The organism is Cyanobium sp. Aljojuca 7A6 (genome assembly GCF_024346455.1).
Classification (GTDB): Bacteria; Cyanobacteriota; Cyanobacteriia; order PCC-6307; family Cyanobiaceae; genus Cyanobium.
This window is the reverse complement of the sequence record NZ_JAGQCY010000001.1, coordinates 111,379-131,042: the sequence shown is the minus strand read 5'-3', so window position 1 is coordinate 131,042 and position 19,664 is coordinate 111,379. Positions and strand designations below refer to the sequence as shown.

At 65.7% G+C, this 19,664-nt stretch carries 26 protein-coding genes and 1 riboswitch; of the genes, 10 read left to right on the top strand and 16 right to left on the bottom strand.

The window, feature by feature from the left end; all coding sequences use genetic code 11:
* Positions 1-361: 361 nt before the first annotated feature.
* The gene (locus tag KBY95_RS00695; RefSeq protein ID WP_254962762.1) at positions 362-655 is read right to left on the bottom strand and encodes a PepSY domain-containing protein; all 294 of its coding nucleotides are present in this window, start codon (positions 653-655) and stop codon (positions 362-364) included.
* A gap of 390 nt (positions 656-1,045) precedes the next feature.
* Between KBY95_RS00695 and KBY95_RS00690 the strand changes: the two genes are divergently transcribed.
* Positions 1,046-1,441 carry a hypothetical protein gene (locus tag KBY95_RS00690; protein WP_254962761.1) on the top strand — a complete coding sequence of 132 codons (396 nt, stop codon included), beginning with the start codon at positions 1,046-1,048 and terminating at the stop codon, positions 1,439-1,441.
* A 503-nt stretch (positions 1,442-1,944) separates the two neighbouring features.
* Here KBY95_RS00690 and KBY95_RS00685 read toward each other — a convergent pair.
* From KBY95_RS00685 to KBY95_RS00665, 5 genes are all read right to left on the bottom strand, one after another.
* Complete coding sequence (locus KBY95_RS00685) at positions 1,945-2,343, bottom strand: PPC domain-containing DNA-binding protein (RefSeq protein WP_254962760.1); 399 nt, start codon at positions 2,341-2,343, stop codon at positions 1,945-1,947.
* Complete coding sequence (locus KBY95_RS00680; protein WP_254962759.1) at positions 2,340-2,870, bottom strand: GNAT family N-acetyltransferase; 531 nt, start codon at positions 2,868-2,870, stop codon at positions 2,340-2,342. Before KBY95_RS00680 ends, KBY95_RS00685 begins: the two co-directional genes overlap by 4 nt.
* Before the next feature lie 64 nt (positions 2,871-2,934).
* Entirely contained in the window at positions 2,935-3,540 is a 606-nt protein-coding gene (locus KBY95_RS00675) for a HupE/UreJ family protein (RefSeq protein ID WP_254962758.1), read from the bottom strand.
* Positions 3,541-3,563: 23 nt separating this feature from the next.
* Positions 3,564-3,728: riboswitch (cobalamin riboswitch) on the bottom strand.
* 19 nt (positions 3,729-3,747) lie between these two features.
* On the bottom strand, positions 3,748-4,299 hold the full coding sequence (locus KBY95_RS00670) for a hypothetical protein (RefSeq protein ID WP_254962757.1): 552 nt from the start codon (positions 4,297-4,299) through the stop codon (positions 3,748-3,750).
* Positions 4,296-4,895, bottom strand: a complete 600-nt coding sequence (locus KBY95_RS00665) for a HupE/UreJ family protein (protein ID WP_254962756.1) — start codon at positions 4,893-4,895, stop codon at positions 4,296-4,298. The genes KBY95_RS00670 and KBY95_RS00665 overlap by 4 nt, the downstream gene beginning before the upstream one ends.
* A gap of 284 nt (positions 4,896-5,179) precedes the next feature.
* Between KBY95_RS00665 and KBY95_RS00660 the strand changes: the two genes are divergently transcribed.
* Positions 5,180-6,808, top strand: a complete 1,629-nt coding sequence (locus KBY95_RS00660) for an iron uptake porin (RefSeq protein WP_254962755.1) — start codon at positions 5,180-5,182, stop codon at positions 6,806-6,808.
* Between the two features lie 249 nt (positions 6,809-7,057).
* Here the strand turns inward: KBY95_RS00660 and KBY95_RS00655 are convergent, their stop codons facing one another.
* Both KBY95_RS00655 and KBY95_RS00650 read right to left on the bottom strand, forming a co-directional pair.
* Positions 7,058-7,462 (bottom strand): hypothetical protein, encoded by a 405-nt coding sequence (locus KBY95_RS00655; RefSeq protein WP_254962754.1) that lies wholly within the window; start codon positions 7,460-7,462, stop codon positions 7,058-7,060.
* 14 nt (positions 7,463-7,476) lie between these two features.
* Positions 7,477-7,611 (bottom strand): DUF3721 domain-containing protein, encoded by a 135-nt coding sequence (locus KBY95_RS00650; RefSeq protein ID WP_254962753.1) that lies wholly within the window; start codon positions 7,609-7,611, stop codon positions 7,477-7,479.
* Positions 7,612-7,880: 269 nt separating this feature from the next.
* Here KBY95_RS00650 and KBY95_RS00645 point away from each other — a divergent pair, with 269 nt between their 5' ends.
* A complete protein-coding gene (locus KBY95_RS00645; RefSeq protein WP_254962752.1) occupies positions 7,881-8,291 on the top strand; it encodes a MerR family transcriptional regulator in 411 nt (136 codons plus the stop codon).
* 721 nt (positions 8,292-9,012) lie between these two features.
* Here the strand turns inward: KBY95_RS00645 and KBY95_RS00640 are convergent.
* Positions 9,013-9,291, bottom strand: a complete 279-nt coding sequence (locus tag KBY95_RS00640; RefSeq protein WP_254962958.1) for a DUF86 domain-containing protein — start codon at positions 9,289-9,291, stop codon at positions 9,013-9,015.
* Positions 9,291-9,578, bottom strand: a complete 288-nt coding sequence (locus KBY95_RS00635; protein ID WP_254962751.1) for a nucleotidyltransferase family protein — start codon at positions 9,576-9,578, stop codon at positions 9,291-9,293. Before KBY95_RS00635 ends, KBY95_RS00640 begins: the two co-directional genes overlap by 1 nt.
* Before the next feature lie 291 nt (positions 9,579-9,869).
* On the opposite strand from KBY95_RS00635, the gene KBY95_RS00630 reads away from it, so the two are divergent.
* Positions 9,870-10,052: a metallothionein gene (locus KBY95_RS00630; RefSeq protein ID WP_254962750.1), complete on the top strand. Its 183-nt coding sequence runs from the start codon at positions 9,870-9,872 to the stop codon at positions 10,050-10,052.
* A 78-nt stretch (positions 10,053-10,130) separates the two neighbouring features.
* On the opposite strand, the gene KBY95_RS00625 is transcribed toward KBY95_RS00630, so the two are convergent.
* Complete coding sequence (locus KBY95_RS00625) at positions 10,131-11,306, bottom strand: FAD/NAD(P)-binding protein (protein WP_254962957.1); 1,176 nt, start codon at positions 11,304-11,306, stop codon at positions 10,131-10,133.
* Between the two features lie 4 nt (positions 11,307-11,310).
* Positions 11,311-11,763, bottom strand: a complete 453-nt coding sequence (locus KBY95_RS00620; protein ID WP_254962749.1) for a Fur family transcriptional regulator — start codon at positions 11,761-11,763, stop codon at positions 11,311-11,313.
* 86 nt (positions 11,764-11,849) lie between these two features.
* On the opposite strand from KBY95_RS00620, the gene KBY95_RS00615 reads away from it, so the two are divergent.
* On the top strand, positions 11,850-12,833 hold the full coding sequence (locus tag KBY95_RS00615; RefSeq protein WP_254962748.1) for a GTP-binding protein: 984 nt from the start codon (positions 11,850-11,852) through the stop codon (positions 12,831-12,833).
* Positions 12,834-12,846: 13 nt separating this feature from the next.
* Positions 12,847-13,947 (top strand): WD40 repeat domain-containing protein, encoded by a 1,101-nt coding sequence (locus tag KBY95_RS00610; RefSeq protein ID WP_254962747.1) that lies wholly within the window; start codon positions 12,847-12,849, stop codon positions 13,945-13,947.
* A gap of 82 nt (positions 13,948-14,029) precedes the next feature.
* Here KBY95_RS00610 and yidD read toward each other — a convergent pair whose 3' ends face one another.
* Positions 14,030-14,263 carry a membrane protein insertion efficiency factor YidD gene (gene yidD / locus KBY95_RS00605; RefSeq protein ID WP_254962746.1) on the bottom strand — a complete coding sequence of 78 codons (234 nt, stop codon included), beginning with the start codon at positions 14,261-14,263 and terminating at the stop codon, positions 14,030-14,032.
* On the opposite strand from yidD, the gene KBY95_RS00600 reads away from it, so the two are divergent.
* The 4 genes from KBY95_RS00600 (at position 14,262) to KBY95_RS00585 (ending at position 17,302) form a co-directional block, all read left to right on the top strand.
* A complete protein-coding gene (locus tag KBY95_RS00600; protein ID WP_254962745.1) occupies positions 14,262-14,444 on the top strand; it encodes a hypothetical protein in 183 nt (60 codons plus the stop codon). The genes yidD and KBY95_RS00600 overlap by 2 nt on opposite strands.
* Positions 14,445-14,656: 212 nt before the next feature.
* A complete protein-coding gene (locus KBY95_RS00595) occupies positions 14,657-15,628 on the top strand; it encodes a metal ABC transporter substrate-binding protein (RefSeq protein WP_254962744.1) in 972 nt (323 codons plus the stop codon).
* Positions 15,625-16,422: a metal ABC transporter ATP-binding protein gene (locus KBY95_RS00590; RefSeq protein WP_254962743.1), complete on the top strand. Its 798-nt coding sequence runs from the start codon at positions 15,625-15,627 to the stop codon at positions 16,420-16,422. Before KBY95_RS00595 ends, KBY95_RS00590 begins: the two co-directional genes overlap by 4 nt.
* On the top strand, positions 16,403-17,302 hold the full coding sequence (locus KBY95_RS00585; protein WP_254962742.1) for a metal ABC transporter permease: 900 nt from the start codon (positions 16,403-16,405) through the stop codon (positions 17,300-17,302). Before KBY95_RS00590 ends, KBY95_RS00585 begins: the two co-directional genes overlap by 20 nt.
* Here the strand turns inward: KBY95_RS00585 and KBY95_RS00580 are convergent.
* Genes KBY95_RS00580 through KBY95_RS00570 form a run of 3 tightly spaced genes read right to left on the bottom strand, consistent with a single transcriptional unit; the run spans position 17,217 to position 19,641 of the window.
* Complete coding sequence (locus KBY95_RS00580; RefSeq protein ID WP_254962741.1) at positions 17,217-18,116, bottom strand: alpha/beta fold hydrolase; 900 nt, start codon at positions 18,114-18,116, stop codon at positions 17,217-17,219. The genes KBY95_RS00585 and KBY95_RS00580 overlap by 86 nt on opposite strands.
* On the bottom strand, positions 18,113-18,820 hold the full coding sequence (locus tag KBY95_RS00575) for a phosphoesterase (protein WP_254962740.1): 708 nt from the start codon (positions 18,818-18,820) through the stop codon (positions 18,113-18,115). The genes KBY95_RS00580 and KBY95_RS00575 overlap by 4 nt, the downstream gene beginning before the upstream one ends.
* The gene (locus tag KBY95_RS00570) at positions 18,820-19,641 is read right to left on the bottom strand and encodes a metallophosphoesterase (RefSeq protein ID WP_254962739.1); all 822 of its coding nucleotides are present in this window, start codon (positions 19,639-19,641) and stop codon (positions 18,820-18,822) included. Before KBY95_RS00570 ends, KBY95_RS00575 begins: the two co-directional genes overlap by 1 nt.
* Between the last annotated feature and the right edge of the window lie 23 nt (positions 19,642-19,664).

Sequence of the window (19,664 nt, the reverse complement as noted above, 5' to 3'; positions counted from 1 at the left end):
TTGGCCTGTGCCTCTCTCTCCTGCAGGGCTTGGTTGCTAGTGCCGAGGTGCTCCAGCTCCACCACTGCAGCAACGGCATCAACCCCTCAGGCATAAACCCCTATTGCCCTGGCCGGCAGGCCATCCGATCGTTGCTGCATCGGATTCGGAGGCCCTTTGATGGATGACACTCCCCCGGGGCAGACGTCAGGAGCGCGCTGACGATCCGGCCCCTGCTCCAACACTCTCGACGGATCTCTGGCTTCCCTGGCGTGTCACGCCGTCGCCGTCCATCGCACCGTTCAAGAGTTCAGCTCCAGGTGCCCCGGACCCAACGGGCGTAAAGGACCGGCCAGACGTGCAACACCGGTAAGACGTACCGTCAGTAGTCGCGTTCCTTCTTGAGAATCTGTCCGGTGGTGGCGTCCACATAGATCTCGAATCGGCCCGTTGGGCTCTCCACCAAGGCCTCCCAGATCACGCGGCCCTTCTCCCGGTCGAGATCCATCTTGATCACTCTTCCCCCGGGGACGGCAGCAGTGGCTTTGGTGATGGCCTGCTGAATCGTGATGGCGGGTGCGGGAGACTGGGCCACGATCCGTGCCGGATCCAGGGTGGTGCCCGCACGGGCCCAGGCCGGTAGCCCGAGGGCCGCTGAAAGAGCGATGGCGACCATGGAGGAAAAATTGACCCAAGCCCTGGTCGGGTGTTGGGTCTGAGGATCAGGGGAGAAAGGGGAGCCCATCGCCAACGGATCGAGTCCGATTAATCCTAGGAATTCCAATCCCAGGGGTGGCGACGGAGAATGGGTCACAGGATGTGTCAAGCGACATCGAAAACTAGGCCAGCGCTCGGTTTTCAATGTCGCTTGACAGAAGGGCCATGCCGGATACCAGCAGCGGCATTCGTAGGGCAAAGGCCCGTGTCATTACCCCCACTTGGCGGTGATCATGGAGGCGGCCAGCAGTCCAAAAGCATCCTGGCCATGACCGCTCGAGTTATCCGACCAGTGACACCAGACTTGCCAGGCGTCATTACCCGCCACAAGTACCAGCCACCGCCGTGGGTGGCCGAGCACCTGACTCCAACTGCCTACAACAACTGGCTGCGCGGAAAGGCTCAGGGACTTGCCCGCCGTGACGAACAACGTGGGGGCCACTATTCGGTCAGTGAGGCCAAGGCAGCTGTTCATGCCGCAATTGCTGACTGCGGTGGACGCGACTACTGGACGGGCGAACAGCTGCGATGGGATCTGCTCGGCAACTACGACAGTGACGAGTCGGGGTTGCAGGGCGCAACCTACAAGCGAGCGCGGGCACTGCAACCGACCATCGATCACCGCGATAGCAGGCCCATCTGCGACTTCGTCATTTGCGCCTGGCGCACAAATGACGCCAAGCACGACATGAGCAGTGAAGAATTGAAGGAGTTCTGTCGCCTGGTGCTGGAGCACAACCCGTGACCACCCGCCGTCGACCTACTTTCCTCTGATGCAACCACCACCAAGCATCGAGCAGCAGCGGGCTGAAGGGCCCGACCTGACGGATGAGCAGCTGCTGGTTTGCCGCCAGGATCAGTGCCTCCTCGCGAGGCAGGTAGTAGGGCTGGGCAGTGAAGTGCCCCTCGCGATCCAGGAACAGCACTCGCAACAGCCAACCGGCGGCATCGAGCAGGTGCACCGAGACGATGCGGATCGGGCAGGCGCGGTCGAGGGGAGTGGCGGCCATGGCTGGGCTGGCGAACGACCCCACCGCTGCGCCCCGGAGAAGCCAGCGCCGCGCAATGGTCGCTCAGTGCAGTTGAGCGACTCGCGTCAGCCCTTGCGCGGCGTGCGAGGTGGGGCAGGCCGAGTGGGGTGATCGCCAGCGCCGAGGGCGGGCCTGACGTCTCGCCTGACTGAGCCGCACCCGAACAGGGCCATGCCGGAGCCGGTACCTCAGGAGGATGCAGGTCTGTAGGTAGCGCTCATGTGCGATGGCTGATCTGCAGCTCGGCGTAGCCGGTGGACGGATCGAACTCCCGGCTGAACCGCCACTCCGGCAGCAGGCCAACCACCAGCTCGGCGGTGGTGCGCACCAGCGAGCCGGCGCAGAGGTGCCCGCCGATAAAGGCGCCGCTGCTGTCGGCCACGGCGATGTGCAGGTGGGCGCCATCGGGCGAGAGGGTGCCGGCCAGGCTGAGGATCTCCAGATCGCCCCGGATCACGGTGGCTTCAGATGCTCCCGCGAAGCGCACCCGGGCGACTGACAGGCTGCCGACGGCGCTGATCACACAGCCGGCCTTCTCTTCCTGCTCGCCCATCCAGCCCTCAAGCGCCCGGCGCAGGTCAGCGCCTGGCTGCAGCCGCAGCGGCACCACCTTCATGGAGCCAGCCCCTCCACCAGGCCCTGGAACATCACCAGCGCATCCACATAGCCCAACTGCTTGTGGCGAAACGCCCCCGGCAACGTGCCGACCAACTGAAAGCCATTTCGCTGCCAGCAGCGGATCCTAGCGGCGTTGGTGCTCACCACGAGGTTGAACTCCATGGCCTGTAAACCCACCCGCCGCATCGCCGCCAGCGAGTGCTGGCAGAGCCTGCTGCCGATTCCCTGGCGCCGGCTGTGCTCGGCCACCACGTAGCCCGCGTTGGCCACATGGGCGCCGAGGGCAATGGAGTTGGGCCGCAAGTACAAGTAATACGTGCCCACCAGCGCACCGGTGGCATCCAAAGCCACCATCACCGCCTGGCTCTGCTTCACCCAGGCCAGCTGGGCCTCGGCCTCGCTGATGGCTGGGTCGTGGGGGAAGGTTTCACCGGCGCGGAAGACCGGCGCCAGAAGCGCCCACACCCCTGGCCAGTCGGCCGCCTCGTAGGAGCGGATCAGCAGGGGCGTGGTGGACGTGTCCAAGGAAGCTGGATCAAAGTGGTGGTGATCCTTGTTCCGCAGGCGACGAATCCTCCAGGGTTCCAGCTCAGCGCACCAGCAACCCGATCGGCCCCAAGGCCACCACGCCGCCACAGAGGGCGAGCAGCAGGCAGACGCCACGGGTCCAGGCCACAGGCAGGCGCCGCAGCAGCAGGAAGCTACCGCCGCTCACCAGCACCGAGCCGCTGAAAGCCCCCAGCCACCAGAGCGCGGCGGAAGAATCGGCCGGCGCCTCCAGGCCATGGAGCATGGCGTGCACCGCCACGGCTGCGGCCACCAGTGCCGAGCAGGCGCCCAGCCTGGGGCTCTGCTTGGAGCGGAGGCTGCGGAGCACCAGCACTGCCACCGCCGTGATCGCAAGGGCCGCGAGGAACTCCTGGGCCGGCAAGGTGCCGCCCAACGCCCCGAACACGCCACCACCAATGGCACCGGCTAGGGCCCAGAGGAGGAGCTGGGAGGAGATGTGGCTGGCGGCGGCACCGACGCCGAGCAGGAGCAGCAGGTGGTCGGCGCCAGTGATCGGATGCAGGAAGCCTGCGGCGATGCCGCCGTGGGCGATGCCGTGGGCCTGGGCTGGCTGATCCAGAAGCAGCGCCAGGGCCGAGGCAGCGCCGAACAGAGCCAGGGACCTGGCCGAAAAGGATGGGGTCATCGTGGGATCCGGTCCGCGTCGGTGATGGATGGGCTGGGCACGGCGAGCGTTCTGACTGAGGGAACCGGAGCTCCCATCACAGCTGCGGGACAGCGCCGGACTCGGCGCAGGACGAACCTGCTCCCCACCGGACTTTCCTCATTGCCTCCAGGGAGTGACCCGCTGGAACCGTTGTCTCCATTGTGTGGCTGCGGAGACGCTGGGGCACTACTGGGGATGGCGGACCAGCCAGCCCAGCATCAGCAGGGCGGCGGCGGTGATCCAGCTGCCGCCCACCCGCAGGCCGAGGGCCCGCCAGCGGGGGTGGGGCGGCGCCAACGACTGGCACAGAAGGGTGCTCACCACTGCCATGGCCACGGTCTCCCCCAGCAGAGCCGCCAGCGCTCCTGGATGGCCGGCCAGTGCCGAGCCCGCCACCAGAGCGAACAGCAAGGCAAGAGCGGCAGCCAGGGGCAACAGCAACACAGGCCGCAGCCGCACATCCAGGGCCACGAGCAACCCGACCAAGGCCACCAGGGCGGTGCAGGGAAGTGCTAGCAGCAGTTCCGACAGCAGACCCATCCCAATCAGGCCCCCGAGCAACCAGGTCAGCGGCAACAGCACGGGCATGAGATCGCTGCAGGGCTGGCGGGCCTGTACACCCAGCAGCACAAGGCCGATCACCAGCAGCAGCTCCGTGGGCTCCAGGAACAGCCGGGCCATCCCATCTCCCCAGGGGCCCAGGCCGGTGGGGACCAGATGGGCCAGCGGCAGGGTCATGTGAGGGCCTGCTCCAGAAACCACAGCCCCACCAGCGCCACGCACCCGCCGGCCGCCTGCACGAAACGCCGCCCACCGTGCCAGCGGCGCGTCTCGCCCAGCAGGATCCCAACCAGGTGCAGCAGGCCGGTGGCGATCACAAAAGCCAGGCTGTAGAGGAGGGCATTGCTGCCGGCGGGCAGTTCAGCGCCATGGGCATGGCCGTGGAACACCGCAAAGGCGGACACGATCAGCGCCGCCAGAGCGAGCGGTGGCCTGAGCTCGAACAGCACCATCAGACCCATCACCAGACCTGAGACGGCGATGCCGATCTCCACCCCAGGAATCGGAACGCCGAGGAGGCCGAGGAGACCACCGAAGGCCATCACCATCGGGAACGCCACCGGCAGCACCCACAGGGCCGGCGGGCCGAGCACCGCACCCCACAGGCCCACGGCCACCATCGCCACGACGTGATCGAGGCCGCAGATTGGATGTAGAAAACCGGCCACGAACCCACCACCGGGGTGCGGATCGGCATGGGCCCAGGCAGCCATCGGCGCCAGGGCCAGGGCGACACCGGCCAGCAAGGTCCATGGCCAGTTGGTTCGAGCCATCAGTCTTCGGCCGCTGCATTCCATCCTGGATCTATCACCCGGGCCCCAGGCGTGCCCCTAATGGGGGTGTTCGGAGCAGGGCATCCACTGGCGCCCAGAGAAGCTGCCAGGAACAAGGCCGATGGCGAGCAACTGCGCGAGGGACGAAACCGTGGCCGGGAGCGACGGCCTGGCTGTGGTGTCCAAACCATGACCGTTGTCTCCAGTGCTCGCGAGTTGGTGGAGACATGGGTGATTATTTCGAGCAAGCCGCCAGCCCGGCGGTGCTCTGGAGACTCTGTTCCATGCTTCCTCTGCGTTCCACGCTCATCGCTGTCGGTCTGGCGGCTCCGCTGGCGTCCCACGCCGCGAACCTCGACATGGCGGGTGTGAACCGATACGCCACCCAGGAGCAGGTCACCAGCATCACCCAGTTCTCCGACGTCAGGCCGAGCGACTGGGCTTTTCAGGCTTTGACCAACCTGATTGAGCGCTACGGCTGCGTCGCCGGCTACCCCAATGGCACCTACAAGGGTGGTCAGGCCATGACCCGCTACGAGGCCGCCGCCCTGCTCAACGCCTGCCTCGACCGGATCACCGAGGTGACCGACGAGCTGAAGCGCCTGATGGCCGAGTTCGAGAAGGAACTCGCCATGCTGCGCGGCCGCGTCGATGGCCTCGAAGCCAAGGTGGGTGAGCTGGAGGCCACCCGGTTCTCCACCACCACCAAGCTGAGCGGCCAGGCCACGTTTGTGGTGGGCGCCAATACCTTCTCAGGATCGGCGATCAACACAGGGGCCAACACGGTCAATCGGGCACCGAATGAATTCACGGGCCGTCCACGGACGCCCGTACCCCTGCCCAATGCCACCACGTTCAACTACGACGTGCAGCTGACCTTCGACACCAGCTTCACCGGCAAGGATCTGCTGCGCACCAATCTGCGGGCCGGCAACTTCGGCCAAAGCGTGTTTGGTGGTGAACCGCATGCCCTCGGCCTGGCTGAGCTTGAAGTGGCGTTCGAAGAGGATTGCGGGACCGGAACCGACTGCGGCGACGTCGTCTCCATTGACAAGCTCTTCTACCAATGGCCCCTCGGTGGTGGGTTCACGGCCACCCTGGGTGCCCGCGTGGGGCAGGAAGACATGCTGGCGCTGTGGCCCAGCGTGTATCCGGCGGACACCATCCTTAACGTGATGACGGTGAATGGTGCGCCGGCGGCCTACAGCAAGAATCTCGGCGCTGGTGCAGGGTTGTGGTGGCAGAGCAATGGCTTCAGCCTCAGTGCCAACTATGTGGCCGCCAATGGCGACAGCGGCAATCCCAGTGTTTCGGTGGAGGACGGTGGCGGTGGTCTTGGCAACAGGAATTCCGGCGCCACCGCGAGCGTGCAGCTGGGCTATCAGCAGGAGCAATGGGGTCTGGCTGCCATCTGGTCTTATGTGCAACCGGAGACCCAGTTCGTTCCGGGAACCACCCCGTTTACTCACAGCGCGATCGATCACAACATCAATGCCTCAACCAGTGCCTGGGGCCTGAGCGCTTTCTGGCAACCGCTCCGCAGCGGTTGGCTGCCTTCCCTGAGCCTCGGATGGGGAATTAACAGCACCACCTACAGCACGCCCCAACCCCGCGGCAGCCTCAGCACCAGCCAGTCCTGGATGGTGGGTCTGCAGTGGACCGATGTGTTCGCCAAGGGCAATGACTTCGGCTTTGCTGTGGCCCAACCCGTCTTTGCTACAGCGCTCAGCGGCGGCGTAACCCCGAACGACGGCAACTATGTTTGGGAGTGGTGGTACAAGTTTCAGGTGACTGACAACATCTCGATCACACCGGCTCTGATCTATCTCAGCCGCCCCCTCGGCCAGGCAACACCTTCGGGCGAAAGCTTCAGTCAGTTCGGCGGACTGGTGAAGACGAGCTTCCGCTTCTGATCGCAGGCTCGTTAGTTGAGATTGACATCCACAGCTCCCGCATCGTTCCTACCGGGGAGCGACCTGGGGAGTTGTGGATTCTTTCTCGGAGGATGGTACCGCCGGACTGTGTTGATGCTGGTGCTGGCCAGGCCGGGCTGGTTTGCGATAGCTGCCTGACCCGCCGCCGCCACAGGCCAGGGCGTCAGGCGTGGATGCCAGGAGGGTAAAGATCAGGGCCGCGCTGAGGTTGCGAATCGATTTCATTGTTCAGTGTTGATGTGTGGAATGTTGCGTTGAATGCTCAGAGCACGGCATCCAGAGGTCACCCATGGCGTGCACGCCCTCGCAGCCCAGCTCACGCGCTTTCTGAAGGGCCACCTGCCGGCTCGGGTAGGCCAGCAGCTGTTGCTGCGCCGCCCCGCTGCTGTGGTGTTGATGGCCACTGCCTGGGGTCAGCGACCAGATCCCCATGGCACTGACACCGGCCACCACCACCCCCATCCCCACCACGCAGGCATTGAGCACACCCATGCCCACCACCCCGATGCTGATCACCCCCATTGGCACGACGCCGATGCTCACCACCCCCATCGGCACGATGCCGATCGAGATGATGCCCAGGGGCGCCACCCCGAAAGCGATCCGCTTGGGCTTGTCGCCACACTGGGCCATGGGAGTGCCTGGCCTCAGTGGGAGTGCGAGGAGCCCTGGGCGCCACCATGCTTGGCGCAGGGCATCCACTGATCTCCCATCTTGTGGGCGCCGGTGCAGTTGAAATGCAGCTTGGCGGCCTTCTCCGCTTCTGCCTGGGTGGCGTACATCGCCGGGACGCCGCCAGAACCGGCGGCTGGAGAGGCCAGCCCAGCGGCGGAGAGCAGGAGGTTGGCTCCGATCGCGGCTGCTGCCCGAGCTGGCCACGGACTTGAAAGGATCGACACGGGACGGGTGCGAGCGCAGGCTGGCCTGCTGAGCACCCACCCTAGCGAATGTCTCTAGTAACGCGCGACTGCTGGAGACTCTTGGCCAGCTTCCCTCGCTTTATGGCGCCTCCTAGGCTGGTGAAGCTTCTACCCAGTGGAGGGTTCTTGCCTTGGCCCGCCAGGGATCCCTATCAGCAAACCCTGCTCCCAGCCTGCGCATCGGCGAGGTAGCCAGGCGCACCGGCCTGCCGGTGAAGACGATCCGTTATTACTGCGATGAGGGCCTGCTCCAGCCCAAGGATCGCTCCGCCGGTGGATACCGATTGTTTGATGAGGAGAATCTCGCTGAGCTGGCGATCATTCGAGCCCTGCGGGCGATGGACGTCTCGATTCCAGAGTTGGCGAGGATCCTGGAAGTGCGCCGAGCTGGTGTCTGCAACTGCGGTGTTCTAAAAGACAGCATTGCGGCAAAGATGGAATCGATCAACCTGCGGATCGGTGAGCTCGCCGCCATGAAAGACGAGCTGGCACGTCTGCTCAGCAGCTGGCAGGACTGCGGAGGGTCCAAACTGCAACGTTGAGCCGTGGGCTTGCGTTGACACGGCTTCGCTGAATCGTGAGGACCCCATGGCCAGCAGAAGCCGCAGCAACTCCTGGGTGCGTGCAAAGGAGCCGATCCTGCGGCAGCGTAACCTCCGGCCACCAGGAATCGATTCGGCGGTGCTGGCTGATCGCCCCGCTGTTCTGCCACCTCGAAAGTCCCAGGGGCGGGTGATTCCACCCGGCACCCTCCATACCCCGTAGCGGCTGCGGGACGCCTGAAACTCGGCCTCCACATCCTCCCGGCATCGCACTGGCCGAGGTGGTTGCGGTTGGCAAAGGCCATGCCGTCTTCCACCAGCGCCAGGTTCAGATTCACCTCCCCGATCACCTCCGCCACCGTGCGGCCTTAGCGATCCACCGTCTGGGGCCTGAGGGTCACGCTGGAGCCCAGCCGCGCCCGGCTCTGCAGGTAGCGGCGGGCGTTGGTGCCATCAGAGGAGCCTGCGCCATCTCCGGAGCATCAATGCAGGCCAGCCGGATCGTGAGCCGCTGCTGTCCCTGCAGCACACGGATGGTGTCGCCGTCCCCGATCGAGAGCACCGTGGCGCGAACCTGCTGTTCAGCTTTCGCCAGGCCAACGGAGAAGCCGCTGCACCACCCGGCGATGAGGGAAGCGGCCCCGATCAGTGGCCACCTGATCACTCGCTGAGCAAAGGCTCGATCTGTGCGAAAAGCGCAGGTAGTTGCTCGCTCACTCGCTCAGGGTAATCCACACCTCCTCGAGTCCACGCGGTCATCGGCATGGATCAGCACATCCCGCATCGCGGCCATCTCCCGCCAGGGAATCAGCGGATGTTGCTGGCGGCAACTGTCGCTCAGCCGCTTGGTGGCTTCTCCAATGATCTCGAGATTGCGCACCACGGCGTCCTGGAGAACGTCGCTGGCCAGGAACGTCTCGCGATCGGGGATGGGAAACCCTTGCATCCGACGGATCGCGGTCAGGATGTCAGCCAGGGCATCACGGTCCCTTGGTGACATCACAGGGGAATCGCATCCCGCTCAGCAGAGGCCAGAGCGGTTGGTTTGAGATTGCGGCGGCGAATCAGGTCCACGCGGCAATGCAGCATGTCCTCCAAAGCCAGCTTCAGGGCGATGCGCTCCAGCAGGCCGGTGCGGGGGGGCAGGTCCACCAGGAGGTCGAGATCACTGTCGGGTCCGGCCTGATCACGGGCCACGGAGCCGAACGCCGCCAGATTGGTGGCGCCGTGCGCGGTGGCGATCTCCCGGATCCTTGGAGCCTGAGCCAGCAGGTCGTCGAGGCGCATGGATGCCTAGCAGCCAGGGCCATTCTAAGAGAAGCGGCTCAGCTCGCTTTGCCGCCTCTGTTCATGGTCACCGCTGGACTCAGTTTCAATGGGAAGGGCGCCCCGTATCGAGCGCCCTACTGCTTCGCAGAAGCCAAGGGCTAGGGCCGGTTGCAGGGTCTGGGCTCGCGCTGCCCTGGTCGTGGCCTCTGATTCATTAGTAGATCCAGCAGTCCCGCTTGTCAGTACGGCAAGCCGTTCCTCCCCGGCGACGGCGTCACCAGACTGGGTTCATCGGAGCAAGGAGAGGCCATGAACGCGACCCTGGAGAAACCCGCCACGCTGCAGTGCGCCTGCCCGGGCTGCCACTGCACGGTGCAAGAGGACAGCCCGTTCCGCAACGGCGCCTTGCTGTTCTGCAGCGAGGTCTGCGCCAAGGGGCATCCCAACGGTGAACCCTGCCACTCCGGCTGTGGCTGTGACTGCCATGGCTGAGACTTGAGGCCAGGTTGGGCCTGGCTGGCTGGATCCAGAGCGGCGGCAGAGTCTGCGGCCCTGAAGGTGTTCCCGGATTCATGCCTTGATGGCAGCCCGGGCGATCCGTTGCGCCGCCTCCCTGCCCCCAAACAAGTTGCGGGCAGCCGGACCCAGCTGCAACGCGCTCAGGCTTCCCATCAAGTGAATGTTGGTTCCAGGCAACCGCAAGTCGCTGGTCAGCACAGGAAGGTCGTCAATCAGCTCGATCGGCTGTTGATCCAGCAGCTGGCGCACTAACGGGTGGTGGCTGATGCCTTGGTGTTGACCTGTGGCCAGCCAGAGGCGATGGGCTGGTTGCCGGCTGCCGTCAAGGCAGAGAATCTGCCACTGGCCTGCATGCCAGGAAGCCGTCTGCACCTGGCAGTGCTCGTGGAGCTGAAGGTGGCCTTGACGGCGAGCCTGTTGCAGCTGGACAGCCAACTGGGGCGTGATGGAGCCGCCATCACGCGCTGACAGCACCTGCTGGCGTCGCTGCTGCCAGCAGGGCTCAGCCTGAAAGTCCTTGAGACGTTTCGGACCCATCCAGCCCGGGTCTGCGTCAAAGGGTTTGCTGCTCAGTGCCCGCCGGCACAACAAGCTGACCTGAGCGCCTCGCTTGAGGGCCCCCATGGCCAGATGGGCGCTGGTGAGACCACCACCCACGATCAGGATGTGCTGCCCTCGCAGCCCCACGCAGGTGTCGAGATCGATCGCCTGGCTGTGCTGCAGGGCTTCTGCCGGATAACCAGCCGTGATGGCGTGCACCCAGCTCGGCAGCACAGGTGCGCCCACGCCCGTGGCAATCACCAGTCGGCGGGGCCTCACGACAGAACCGTCGCTCAGTCTCACTTCCATGGATGCAGGCTTTGCCTGATCCAGGTGGATCTGCTGCACCGAAGCCGCCTGCACCTGTTTGACCAGCTGGAATTCCTCCACCACGCTCTGGCAGAACGCGCTGAACAGGCTTGTGTGCGGCAGACCGTGGGGGCCCTCCAGTTCGCGGCTGCGTCGCCGCTCCTGGGCAAAGCGCCGCAGCGCATGGGGGTTGGGGTGCGGATGGTGGGGCGAAGGGGAGCGCAGCCAGGGAATCTCGCAGCGCTGCATCTGCTGCTCCCAACGTGAGAGCCAGGTGCCACTGGGGTCCACAACCCGTAGCCGCCGGCGCCAGTGAGGCCGTTTCTGCAGCAGCTGGCAACAGAGGCTGAGAGCCTGAGGACCAGCCCCTGCGATCACCAGCTCATCCAAAACTGGCGGCCTCGGAGTGTTGGCAGCGGGCACAGATCCCGTGGATTTCGAAGGTGTGAAACAACGGCCTGAATCCCTGCAGCAGAACGGTTGTCAGCCCCAAACCACTGGCCCCCAGCGGGCAGATCGACAGCCGTTCACTGCGGCCGCAAAGAACGCATGTGAGGTGGTGATCATCCCGCTCCAGCAGGGCATAGACACCCTCTCCGTTGGCAAGCTTTCGGCAGCGCACCAAGCCATGGCGTTGCAACTGTTTGAGGCCGCGGTACACGGTCGCAAGGCCGTAGGAGGGGCCTGCTTTGGTCAGCAGTGCATGCAGGTCCTGGCCACTCAGCTCCCGATCCGCTTGGCGTAGCAGCTGGATCAGCCTCTGCTGCCGAGGGCTCAAGGGCGGGGCAGCGGACTCCAGCTGGATCGGGATCGTGCTCGATGCGCAAGCTGCCATGGGGGCCCGGCGGATGGAAAGGTGCCGCTGCTAGAACGACAACCATTCTCACCCCACTCGGGGCCTTTTGGCCTCTCCCCCTTGCCATGGCGTTCACCAGTGCCATTCCAGCCGCCGAACGCCTGCCGGTGACGGTGCTCACCGGCTATCTGGGTGCCGGTAAAACCACCTTGCTCAACAGGATCCTCACCCATGAGCACGGCTTGAAGGTGGCCGTGATCGTCAATGAGTTTGGCGAAGTGGGCATCGACAACCAGCTGGTGGTGGATGCCGACGAGGAGATCTTCGAGATGAACAACGGCTGCATCTGCTGCACCGTTCGTGGTGATCTGATCCGCATCATCGGCAACCTGATGAAGCGTCGGGATCGCTTTGATCATCTGGTGATCGAAACCACCGGTCTCGCTGATCCTGCACCCGTGATTCAGACGTTCTTTGTCGATGAGGACCTGCGCGATGAGCTGACGCTCGATGCGGTGGTCACCGTCGTGGATCTCAAGCATGTTCTCCTGCACTGGGAGGCCGAGGAAGTACAGGAGCAGCTGGCCTTTGCCGATGTCCTGGTGCTCAACAAGGTTGATCTGGTGGACGAGAAGGAGATCCTGTCGATTGAGCAGAGGATCCGGGCGATCAACCCGTTGGCCAGGCTGCTGAGAACCACGGGAGCCGATGTGCCCATGGATCAGATCCTGGGTGTGGAGGCGTTCGAGCTGGAGCGTGCCCTGGGCCTCGATCCGGGTTTCCTGCTTGAGGAGCATGCCCACGAGCACGACGATGCCGTGGGCTCGCTGGCGCTGGTGGAGGAGCGGCCCATGGATCTCGACAGGCTGGGGAGCTGGCTCTCGGATCTGGTGGCCAAGCGGGGGCCTGATCTGTTTCGGATGAAGGGAATCATCCAGCTCAAAGGAGAGGAGAATCGCTACGTGTTCCAGTCGGTGCACATGCTGCTGGACGGTGATTTCGATCGCCCCTGGAAACCCGCAGAGCGGCGCTGCACCCAGTTCGTGATCATCGGCCGGGATCTCGATCCAGAAGGACTACGGGACGGCTTCAGCGCCTGTGTGGCCTGATGGGTCCCGGACGATGACAGCGACGGCTCCTCTGGTGAGTGAACGGCTCTGCGGGCAACTGCAGCAGGCGATCACGGCCATGAGCTGGTCGGCGGATGGCGAGTTTCTGGCGATCGCCAGTGCTGGCGGTGAACTGCTGCTGCTTGATTTCCGGGCCGGTTGTGAGGAGCTGCTGCGCGGTGATCGCGACAGCAGCCTCAATGCCATTGGCTTCAGCGCTGATGGACAGTTTCTGATGGCGGTGGGCCAGGCCAGTGAGCTGCTGCTCTGGGAGCTGGGCGAAACCGGTGTCCGGCCCATGGCCCTTGAACCGATTCCATTGGATGCCGGTTGGCTTGATGCGGCGGCCTGGCAGCCCCGGGGCTTGCTGCTAGCGGTGGCAGCTGGCCGCCAGGTGCGTCTCTGGGATGGGGCTGTCCGCGCGTGGCGCCCTGAGTGCCTGGACATGCCGGGCACGGTTCAGGCCCTTGCCTGGAGTTGCGACGGCAGGCGGCTGGCTGCCAGCTGCCATGGTGAGCTGGCCCTCTGGCAGCCCGAGGCTGCCACCGCAGCGACGCCCCTGAGGGCTCCCACCGGCTCAGCTGGTCTGGTGCTGAGCTTCTCGCCGATCGGTGACCTGCTGGCCTGTGGCCAGATGGATCGCTCGCTGCTGCTCTGGCCCGAGGCGGGTCAGGGGCGGCCGTGGCAGTTCAGCGGCTTTCCTGCCAAGGTGCGATCCCTGGCCTGGAGCGATCAGCCAGGTCGGCTGGCACCCGCCTTGGCGGTGGCCTCAGGCGACACCGTGGTGTTGTGGCAACAGCGCAATCAGAGCCAGCAGGGCTGGAAGCCCGAGCCCCTCCTCTGGCATCAGCAGCGTGTTCATGCTCTTGCCTTTGCGCCCGATAGCAACCTGCTGGCCAGCGCCTCCGCCGACGGCACCGTGGGCCTCTGGGATAGCCGCGGCCGGCTGCGGCAACCGCTGGAAGGGGAGGGGCAAGGTTTCCAGGCGCTGGCCTGGCGGCCTGATGGCCGTCATCTGGCGGCCGGTGGCGATCAAGGCCGCTGGTGGCTGTGGCCGGTGGAGGTGCCAAGCAGGGAACGTCAGCGGCGTTCGGGTGGGGCCGGGTTTGGTTGAACAGTGGCTCCAACGCCAATGAACGTCTTGAGCTGATCCAGGCGCCGTTGCGGATCAGAGTCGGTCATGGCTGGCTTGTCTCTCACTGAATAGGGGGTGGAACGGGGTCGTAGCCACCCGGGTGAAGTGGATGACAGCGACCCAGCCGGCAGAGCGACAGCCAGCTGCCTCGGATCAACCCGTGGATCTGAATCGCCTCGATGGCGTAGTGGGAGCAGCTGGGAGTGAAGCGACAGTTGGGCCCCAGCAGTGGGCTGATCAGGATCTGGTAGCCGCGGATCAGTAGCAGCAGGAGACGCGTCACGATTTCAGCCATGGTGATGGGAGGGGTTGGCAGGGGCTGGTGGAGCGATGGGACGGCAGGCCCGGCCGTCTGCGACCGTCACCCCCGCCTCGATCAGCTTCTGCTGCGACCGTTCGACTTGCCGGGACGGGACCTGCAACGCGGCCAGAGCCTGATGGGGATCGTGCTGCAGCAAGCCGAGCAGCCGGCCTGAGGCGAGCAGGCTGGCCCTGATCGAGTCCCTCGCAGCAGCGGAGCTGTCGGGATCGGGCCTCGCAGCCTGCGGCTTCTCCTGGCGTGGCGTGCGCAAAAAGACGAAACAGTCTCCGCTACAATGAGAACGATTCTCATTGTAGTACCTTCTGCCGTGAGGGTCGCTGCCCTGGTTTCCCTGATGGGCCATCCACTCGTGTTGTCTGAATCCTGATGACCCTTTTGTTCGCCTGCCTGCAACGCACGGGTCTTTTGGCACTGGCTCTCGTCCTGGTGGGCTGCGGAGCCCCGCGGCAGACCAGCGACTCCAGCTCCGGTGGCAAGGGCTTCAAGGTGATGACCACCTTCGTGCCGATCACCCTGTTCACCAGGGCGGTGGCCGGAGATTGCGCAGACGTCACCGCCTTGATTCCGCCCAACACTGGCCCCCACGACTTCCAGTCCAAGCCGGGCGATCTGGCCGCCCTTAGGGAGGCCCGGGTCCTGGTGAAGAACGGGCTGGGGATGGAGGCCTTCCTCGACAAGCTCGTGAGCTCGTCCGGCAATAGCCAGCTGGTGGTGATCGACTCCAGCCGCGGGGTACCCACGATCGACTCCCCAGAGGAGCCAGGTCACGCTGAGCCTGAGCACGGCCAGGAGCAGGGCCACGGCCACGCCCACGGCGCGGTGAATCCCCACATCTGGCTGGATCCGCTGCGTGCGGTGCAGCAGGTGGAGAACATCCGCGACGGTCTGGTGAAGGCCGATCCCAGCTGCGCCGAGGGCTATCGCCGCAATGCGGAGGCCTACACCACCCAGCTCAGGGCGCTCAACACCGAGATTGCAGGCCAGCTCAAGCCTTTCCAGGGCAAGACCTTCGTGGCCTTCCACGACTTCGCTCCCTACTTCGCTGAGCGCTTCGGCCTGAAGGCGGAGTTCGTGGTGGACGTGCCCGAGATCAATCCCTCCCCCGCCGATCTGCAGCGGGTGAGCGAGATCGTGGAGCGCACCCAGCTGCGGGCGCTGCTCACTGAACCCCAGGAGGGGAACCGCTCCTTCAATGCCTTGGCCAAGGATCTGGGGGTGCGCGTCAGCGTGTTCGACCCAATGGAAACCGCCAGCGAGCAGGCCTCCCGCGATCCCGGCACCTACCTCAGCGTGATGCGCCGCAATGTGGCGGACCTGCGCCAGGCCTTCGGCGAATGAGCAGCTCCACGGCCACTCCGGTGCTGGCGGTGCAGGGATTGACCGTGCAGCGCGATGGGCTGCTGGCCGTGGATGCGGTGAGCTTTCAGCTGGTAAGGGAAACGGACACGGCCCTGGTGGGACCCAATGGAGCGGGGAAGAGCACCGTGGTGGCAGCACTTCTCGGTTTGCTGCCGCGACAAGCGGGCACGGTGCTCCTCATGGGCCACGCCCTCGGCCCTGCAGGTCAGCTGCCCCGTTCGGTTCGCGCCCAGATCGCCTACCTGCCCCAAAGCCTGGCCCTGCAGGGCCGTTTCCCCCTCAGCGTGGCTGAATTCGTGGGCTTCGGGTTCGATCCACCAGGCCCGCGCCTTCCCTGGGCCGGCGGCCAACGCCGCCATGGGGCGGTGCAGCGCGCCCTGGAGCGCACCGGTTGCCGCGATCTGGGCGAACGGCTGCTGAGCGAGCTCTCCGGCGGCCAGCTCAAGCGGGTGCTGCTGGCATTCTGCGTGGTGCGGCCCCGGCAGTTGCTGGTGCTCGATGAGGCCCAGGCTGGCCTCGATGCCCCGTCCAGCGAGCAGTTTCACCAGTTGTTGCTGGAGCTCCGCCGCCAGGAGGGCTGGACCGTGTTGCAGGTGTCGCACGATCTGGAGATGGTGCGGCGCAGCTGTGATCAGGTGCTGTGCCTGAACCGCCGCTTGCGCTGCAGTGGGGCACCCGATCACGCCCTCAGCCCGGCGCGTCTGGCTGAGCTCTACGGGCCCAATGTGGTGCCCTACCGGCACGAGCACAGCCATGGTGGGCGTCGTGGTTGACGGCGCAGCTCTGGCCACGCTTCTGGACCAACCGTTCATGCAGCGCGCCTTGATCGGCGGGCTGCTGACCGGCAGTCTTGGGGGGCTGTTGGGCAGCTTTGCGGTGCTGCGTCAGCTCTCCTTTTTCAGCGATGCCCTGGGGCACTCCGCCCTGTTGGGCATCACCCTGGGCCTGCTGCTGGGGATCAACCCAACCCTGGTGCTGGTCCCGTTTGCGGTGATCTTTGCGCTGCTGGTCAACCAGTTGGTCCAACGCAGCCACCTACCGGCCGATGCCCTGCTCAACATCGTGTATTCCACCTCCCTGGCGTTTGCCGTGGTGGCTCTCAGCCTGCTGGAGACCTACCGGGGCGGCATCCAGCAGCTGCTGTTCGGCGACATCCTCGGCATCGGTTGGCTGGATCTGGCGGTGATCGCCGTGCTGCTCCTGGGTGCGCTGGTTTATCTGGCCCTGAGCCTGCGGGCCCAAGTGCTGCTCACGCTCAACGACGACCTGGCCGGGGCGTTCGGCGTCCGCGCCAACTGGCATCGCCTGGCCTTCATCATCTTGCTGGCGGTGGTGGTGGCCGTCTCGATCAAGGCGGTGGGGGTGCTCCTGATCAGCGCCTTCGTGGTGATTCCGGCCTGTGCAGGCCGGCTGCTGAGCCGCCGCTTCCCTGTTTACATGCTGATTTCAGGCACCCTGGGCGGGGGATGTGCCCTGCTGGGACTGCTGGTCTCGGGGCTCACCAACCTGCCTTCGGGGCCCTGCGTGGTGATTGTGCAGTTCGCCGGTTTCATGCTGGCCCTGCTGGTCAGCCAAATCCGTTGCTGGTCTCCATCAACTGCTGTGCCAGCAGGGGCCCGAACTCCTGGTGCAGCCCAAGCCGCCCGGGAATGAGCGTGACGTGATCGGCGCTCTTTGCCAGCCGCCCCATCTCCTCACTGGAGCGTGGCGGCGCTTCCCCCGCCAGCACCACGTGCAACGGGCACTGCAGCCGTTGCGCTTGCTCCAACCACCAGGTCCTGTCTTCGGCGGGATCGAGCCCGCCGCTCACGAAGGACGCACTGGCGAAGCGGGCGCCGCGGCGGCGGGCCAGCTGCTGTTGCTCCATAAGGCGCTCCGGCGTCAACAGCGACCGCTCGACCCAGACGTGGCGCCGCAGCATCAGCCCCAGCACCGCCTGGCTGGTGTTGAGCCGGTAGAGCGCCGGGCCGATCAGCGGCGCGCCCACCAGCTGCCGCAACCAGCCGAAGCGCTGCGGTGACCAGCCCGTCATGGTGGGCAATGGACCCCGCCAGGTGGGCGCCACGGCCACCAGCCGCCGCCACTGTCCTGACCATTCGGTGGCAAGGGCCAGGGCGATGGAGGCACTGTGCCCAGCGGCCACCACGGTGAGGCGTGTGCGGTTCTGGGCGTACAGGTAGCTGAGGATGGAGCGCAGAGCCGAGCGCAACAGGTCCGCGTCGTAGTCAAGGCACGGGCGGTCACTGTCACCGAAGCCCGGCCAGTCGAAGCTCACCAGCTGGCAGCGCTCCGCCACCGCCGCCGCCAGCGGTTGCCACTCGCTGCGGCTCGACACGGTGCTCAGGGCTGGCAAGAGCAGCCAGGTGGGCGCCCCCGTCGGCCCCCGGCGCTCCAGCACCACCTGAAGCCGGCGACCACCTAAATCGAGAGACAGCGTTTCCGCCACACCTCCGAAGCCCGTGTTCATGCGAACCCCCTGCCAGTGGCGTGGATCGGACCGCCGGCCCGTCGGAACGCGATATGGTCGCTGCCCGGGTCGTAGAGGGTGTAGTGCAGCCCGCTGCCCACGCCGATCACCTTGCGGCTGGGCACGCTCTGGTGCTGCTGCCGTTCTCCTTCGAGATCACGCAGGCGTGATTCGATGCCACCGCCGCACAACTCCACGCAGAACTGCTCGCCGCTGCGGGCCGTGAACAGGCGATTCGCCTCCATGCGGGTGAGACGGTCCAGCAGCTGCAATGGGGCTGTGTCGGCGGTGAGGCTGTCGCCCACATCGGCCGAACTGCCATGCAGCAGGGCGCAATCGAGCTCCACGAAACCGAACTGCAACGACGCCAGCCAGGCCATGTGGACGGGATCCACCGCCTGCAGCAGGGCTGCCACGGCCGCCTCCCCGCCGCTCTGGCGCAGGGCGTCGGCCCGGCGCTCACCGCGAAAGCCCCGCTCGGCCAGCAGCTGCTCTTCCCACCAGCCGTAGAGGCAGTGCGGTTGCAGATCTCCCCGGCGCGGCTGCTGCAGACGCTCCAGCAGGGCGTTCGCCTCGCGCTCCGGGCCGATCAGATCGCCGAGCACAAACAACGTGTCGACCCGCTGGCGGCGCAGCTCGGCCTGCACCGCCGCATAGACCGTCAGATCACCGCGCAAGCCGCTCAGCAGTGCCCACCTCGCCATCAGCGCTCACACACGTGGCTGGCGTCGTCGGCCCGCTCGGCGTACTCGAATCCGTGGCGGAGCCGCCAGGCGAACAGCGGCGGCAGCCCAGCGGCCACGATCGCCTGGCAGGTGCGTTCCACGTCGTAGGGAACCTCGCGGATCTCCACGCTGTCGTCCTGCTCGTGGTGGATCACGTAGGTGGCGCTGGTGCCGCCGTGCCGCGGTTCCCCCACCGAGCCGGCGTTGACGATGCGACGAACGGGAAGATCCACCTCGCGTTCGATGTCGGGCCCAGGGTTCGCAACGGCTCGGTGCAACCGCAGCTTGATCACCCCCTCACGCAGTTCACGCACATAGGGGCGATGGGTGTGGCCGCAGAAGAGCGTGTCGGCCTGCGCCGCCTCCACCCGCTCAAGGGCAGCGAAGGCATTCATGTCGGGCAGGAGGTATTCGTGCTGGCTGTTGGGGCTGCCGTGCACGAACAGCAGGCGATCGCGCCGCAACGACAACGGCAGGCTGGCGAGAAAGGCCTTGTTCTCCTCGCTGAGCTGGGCCGCCGTCCAGTGATGAGCCCGTTGCCCGCGCCGCTCAGCCAGCTGGGAGGGGTAGCTGCATTCGCAGGAATTGAGGCCTTCGATGATGTCTTCATCCCAACAGCCCTGGCAGCTGGGGATCTGGCGCGCGCGGATCAACTCCACCACCTCATTGGGCTGGGGGCCATAGCCCACCAGATCGCCGAGGCAGGTGATCCTGTCGATGCCGAGCTGTTCGATGTCGCTGAGCACCGCTTCGGTGGCGGCGAGATTGGCGTGCAGGCAGGAGATAACGGCGTGGGCCATGGGGCGGTGGTTGGAGATGGAGG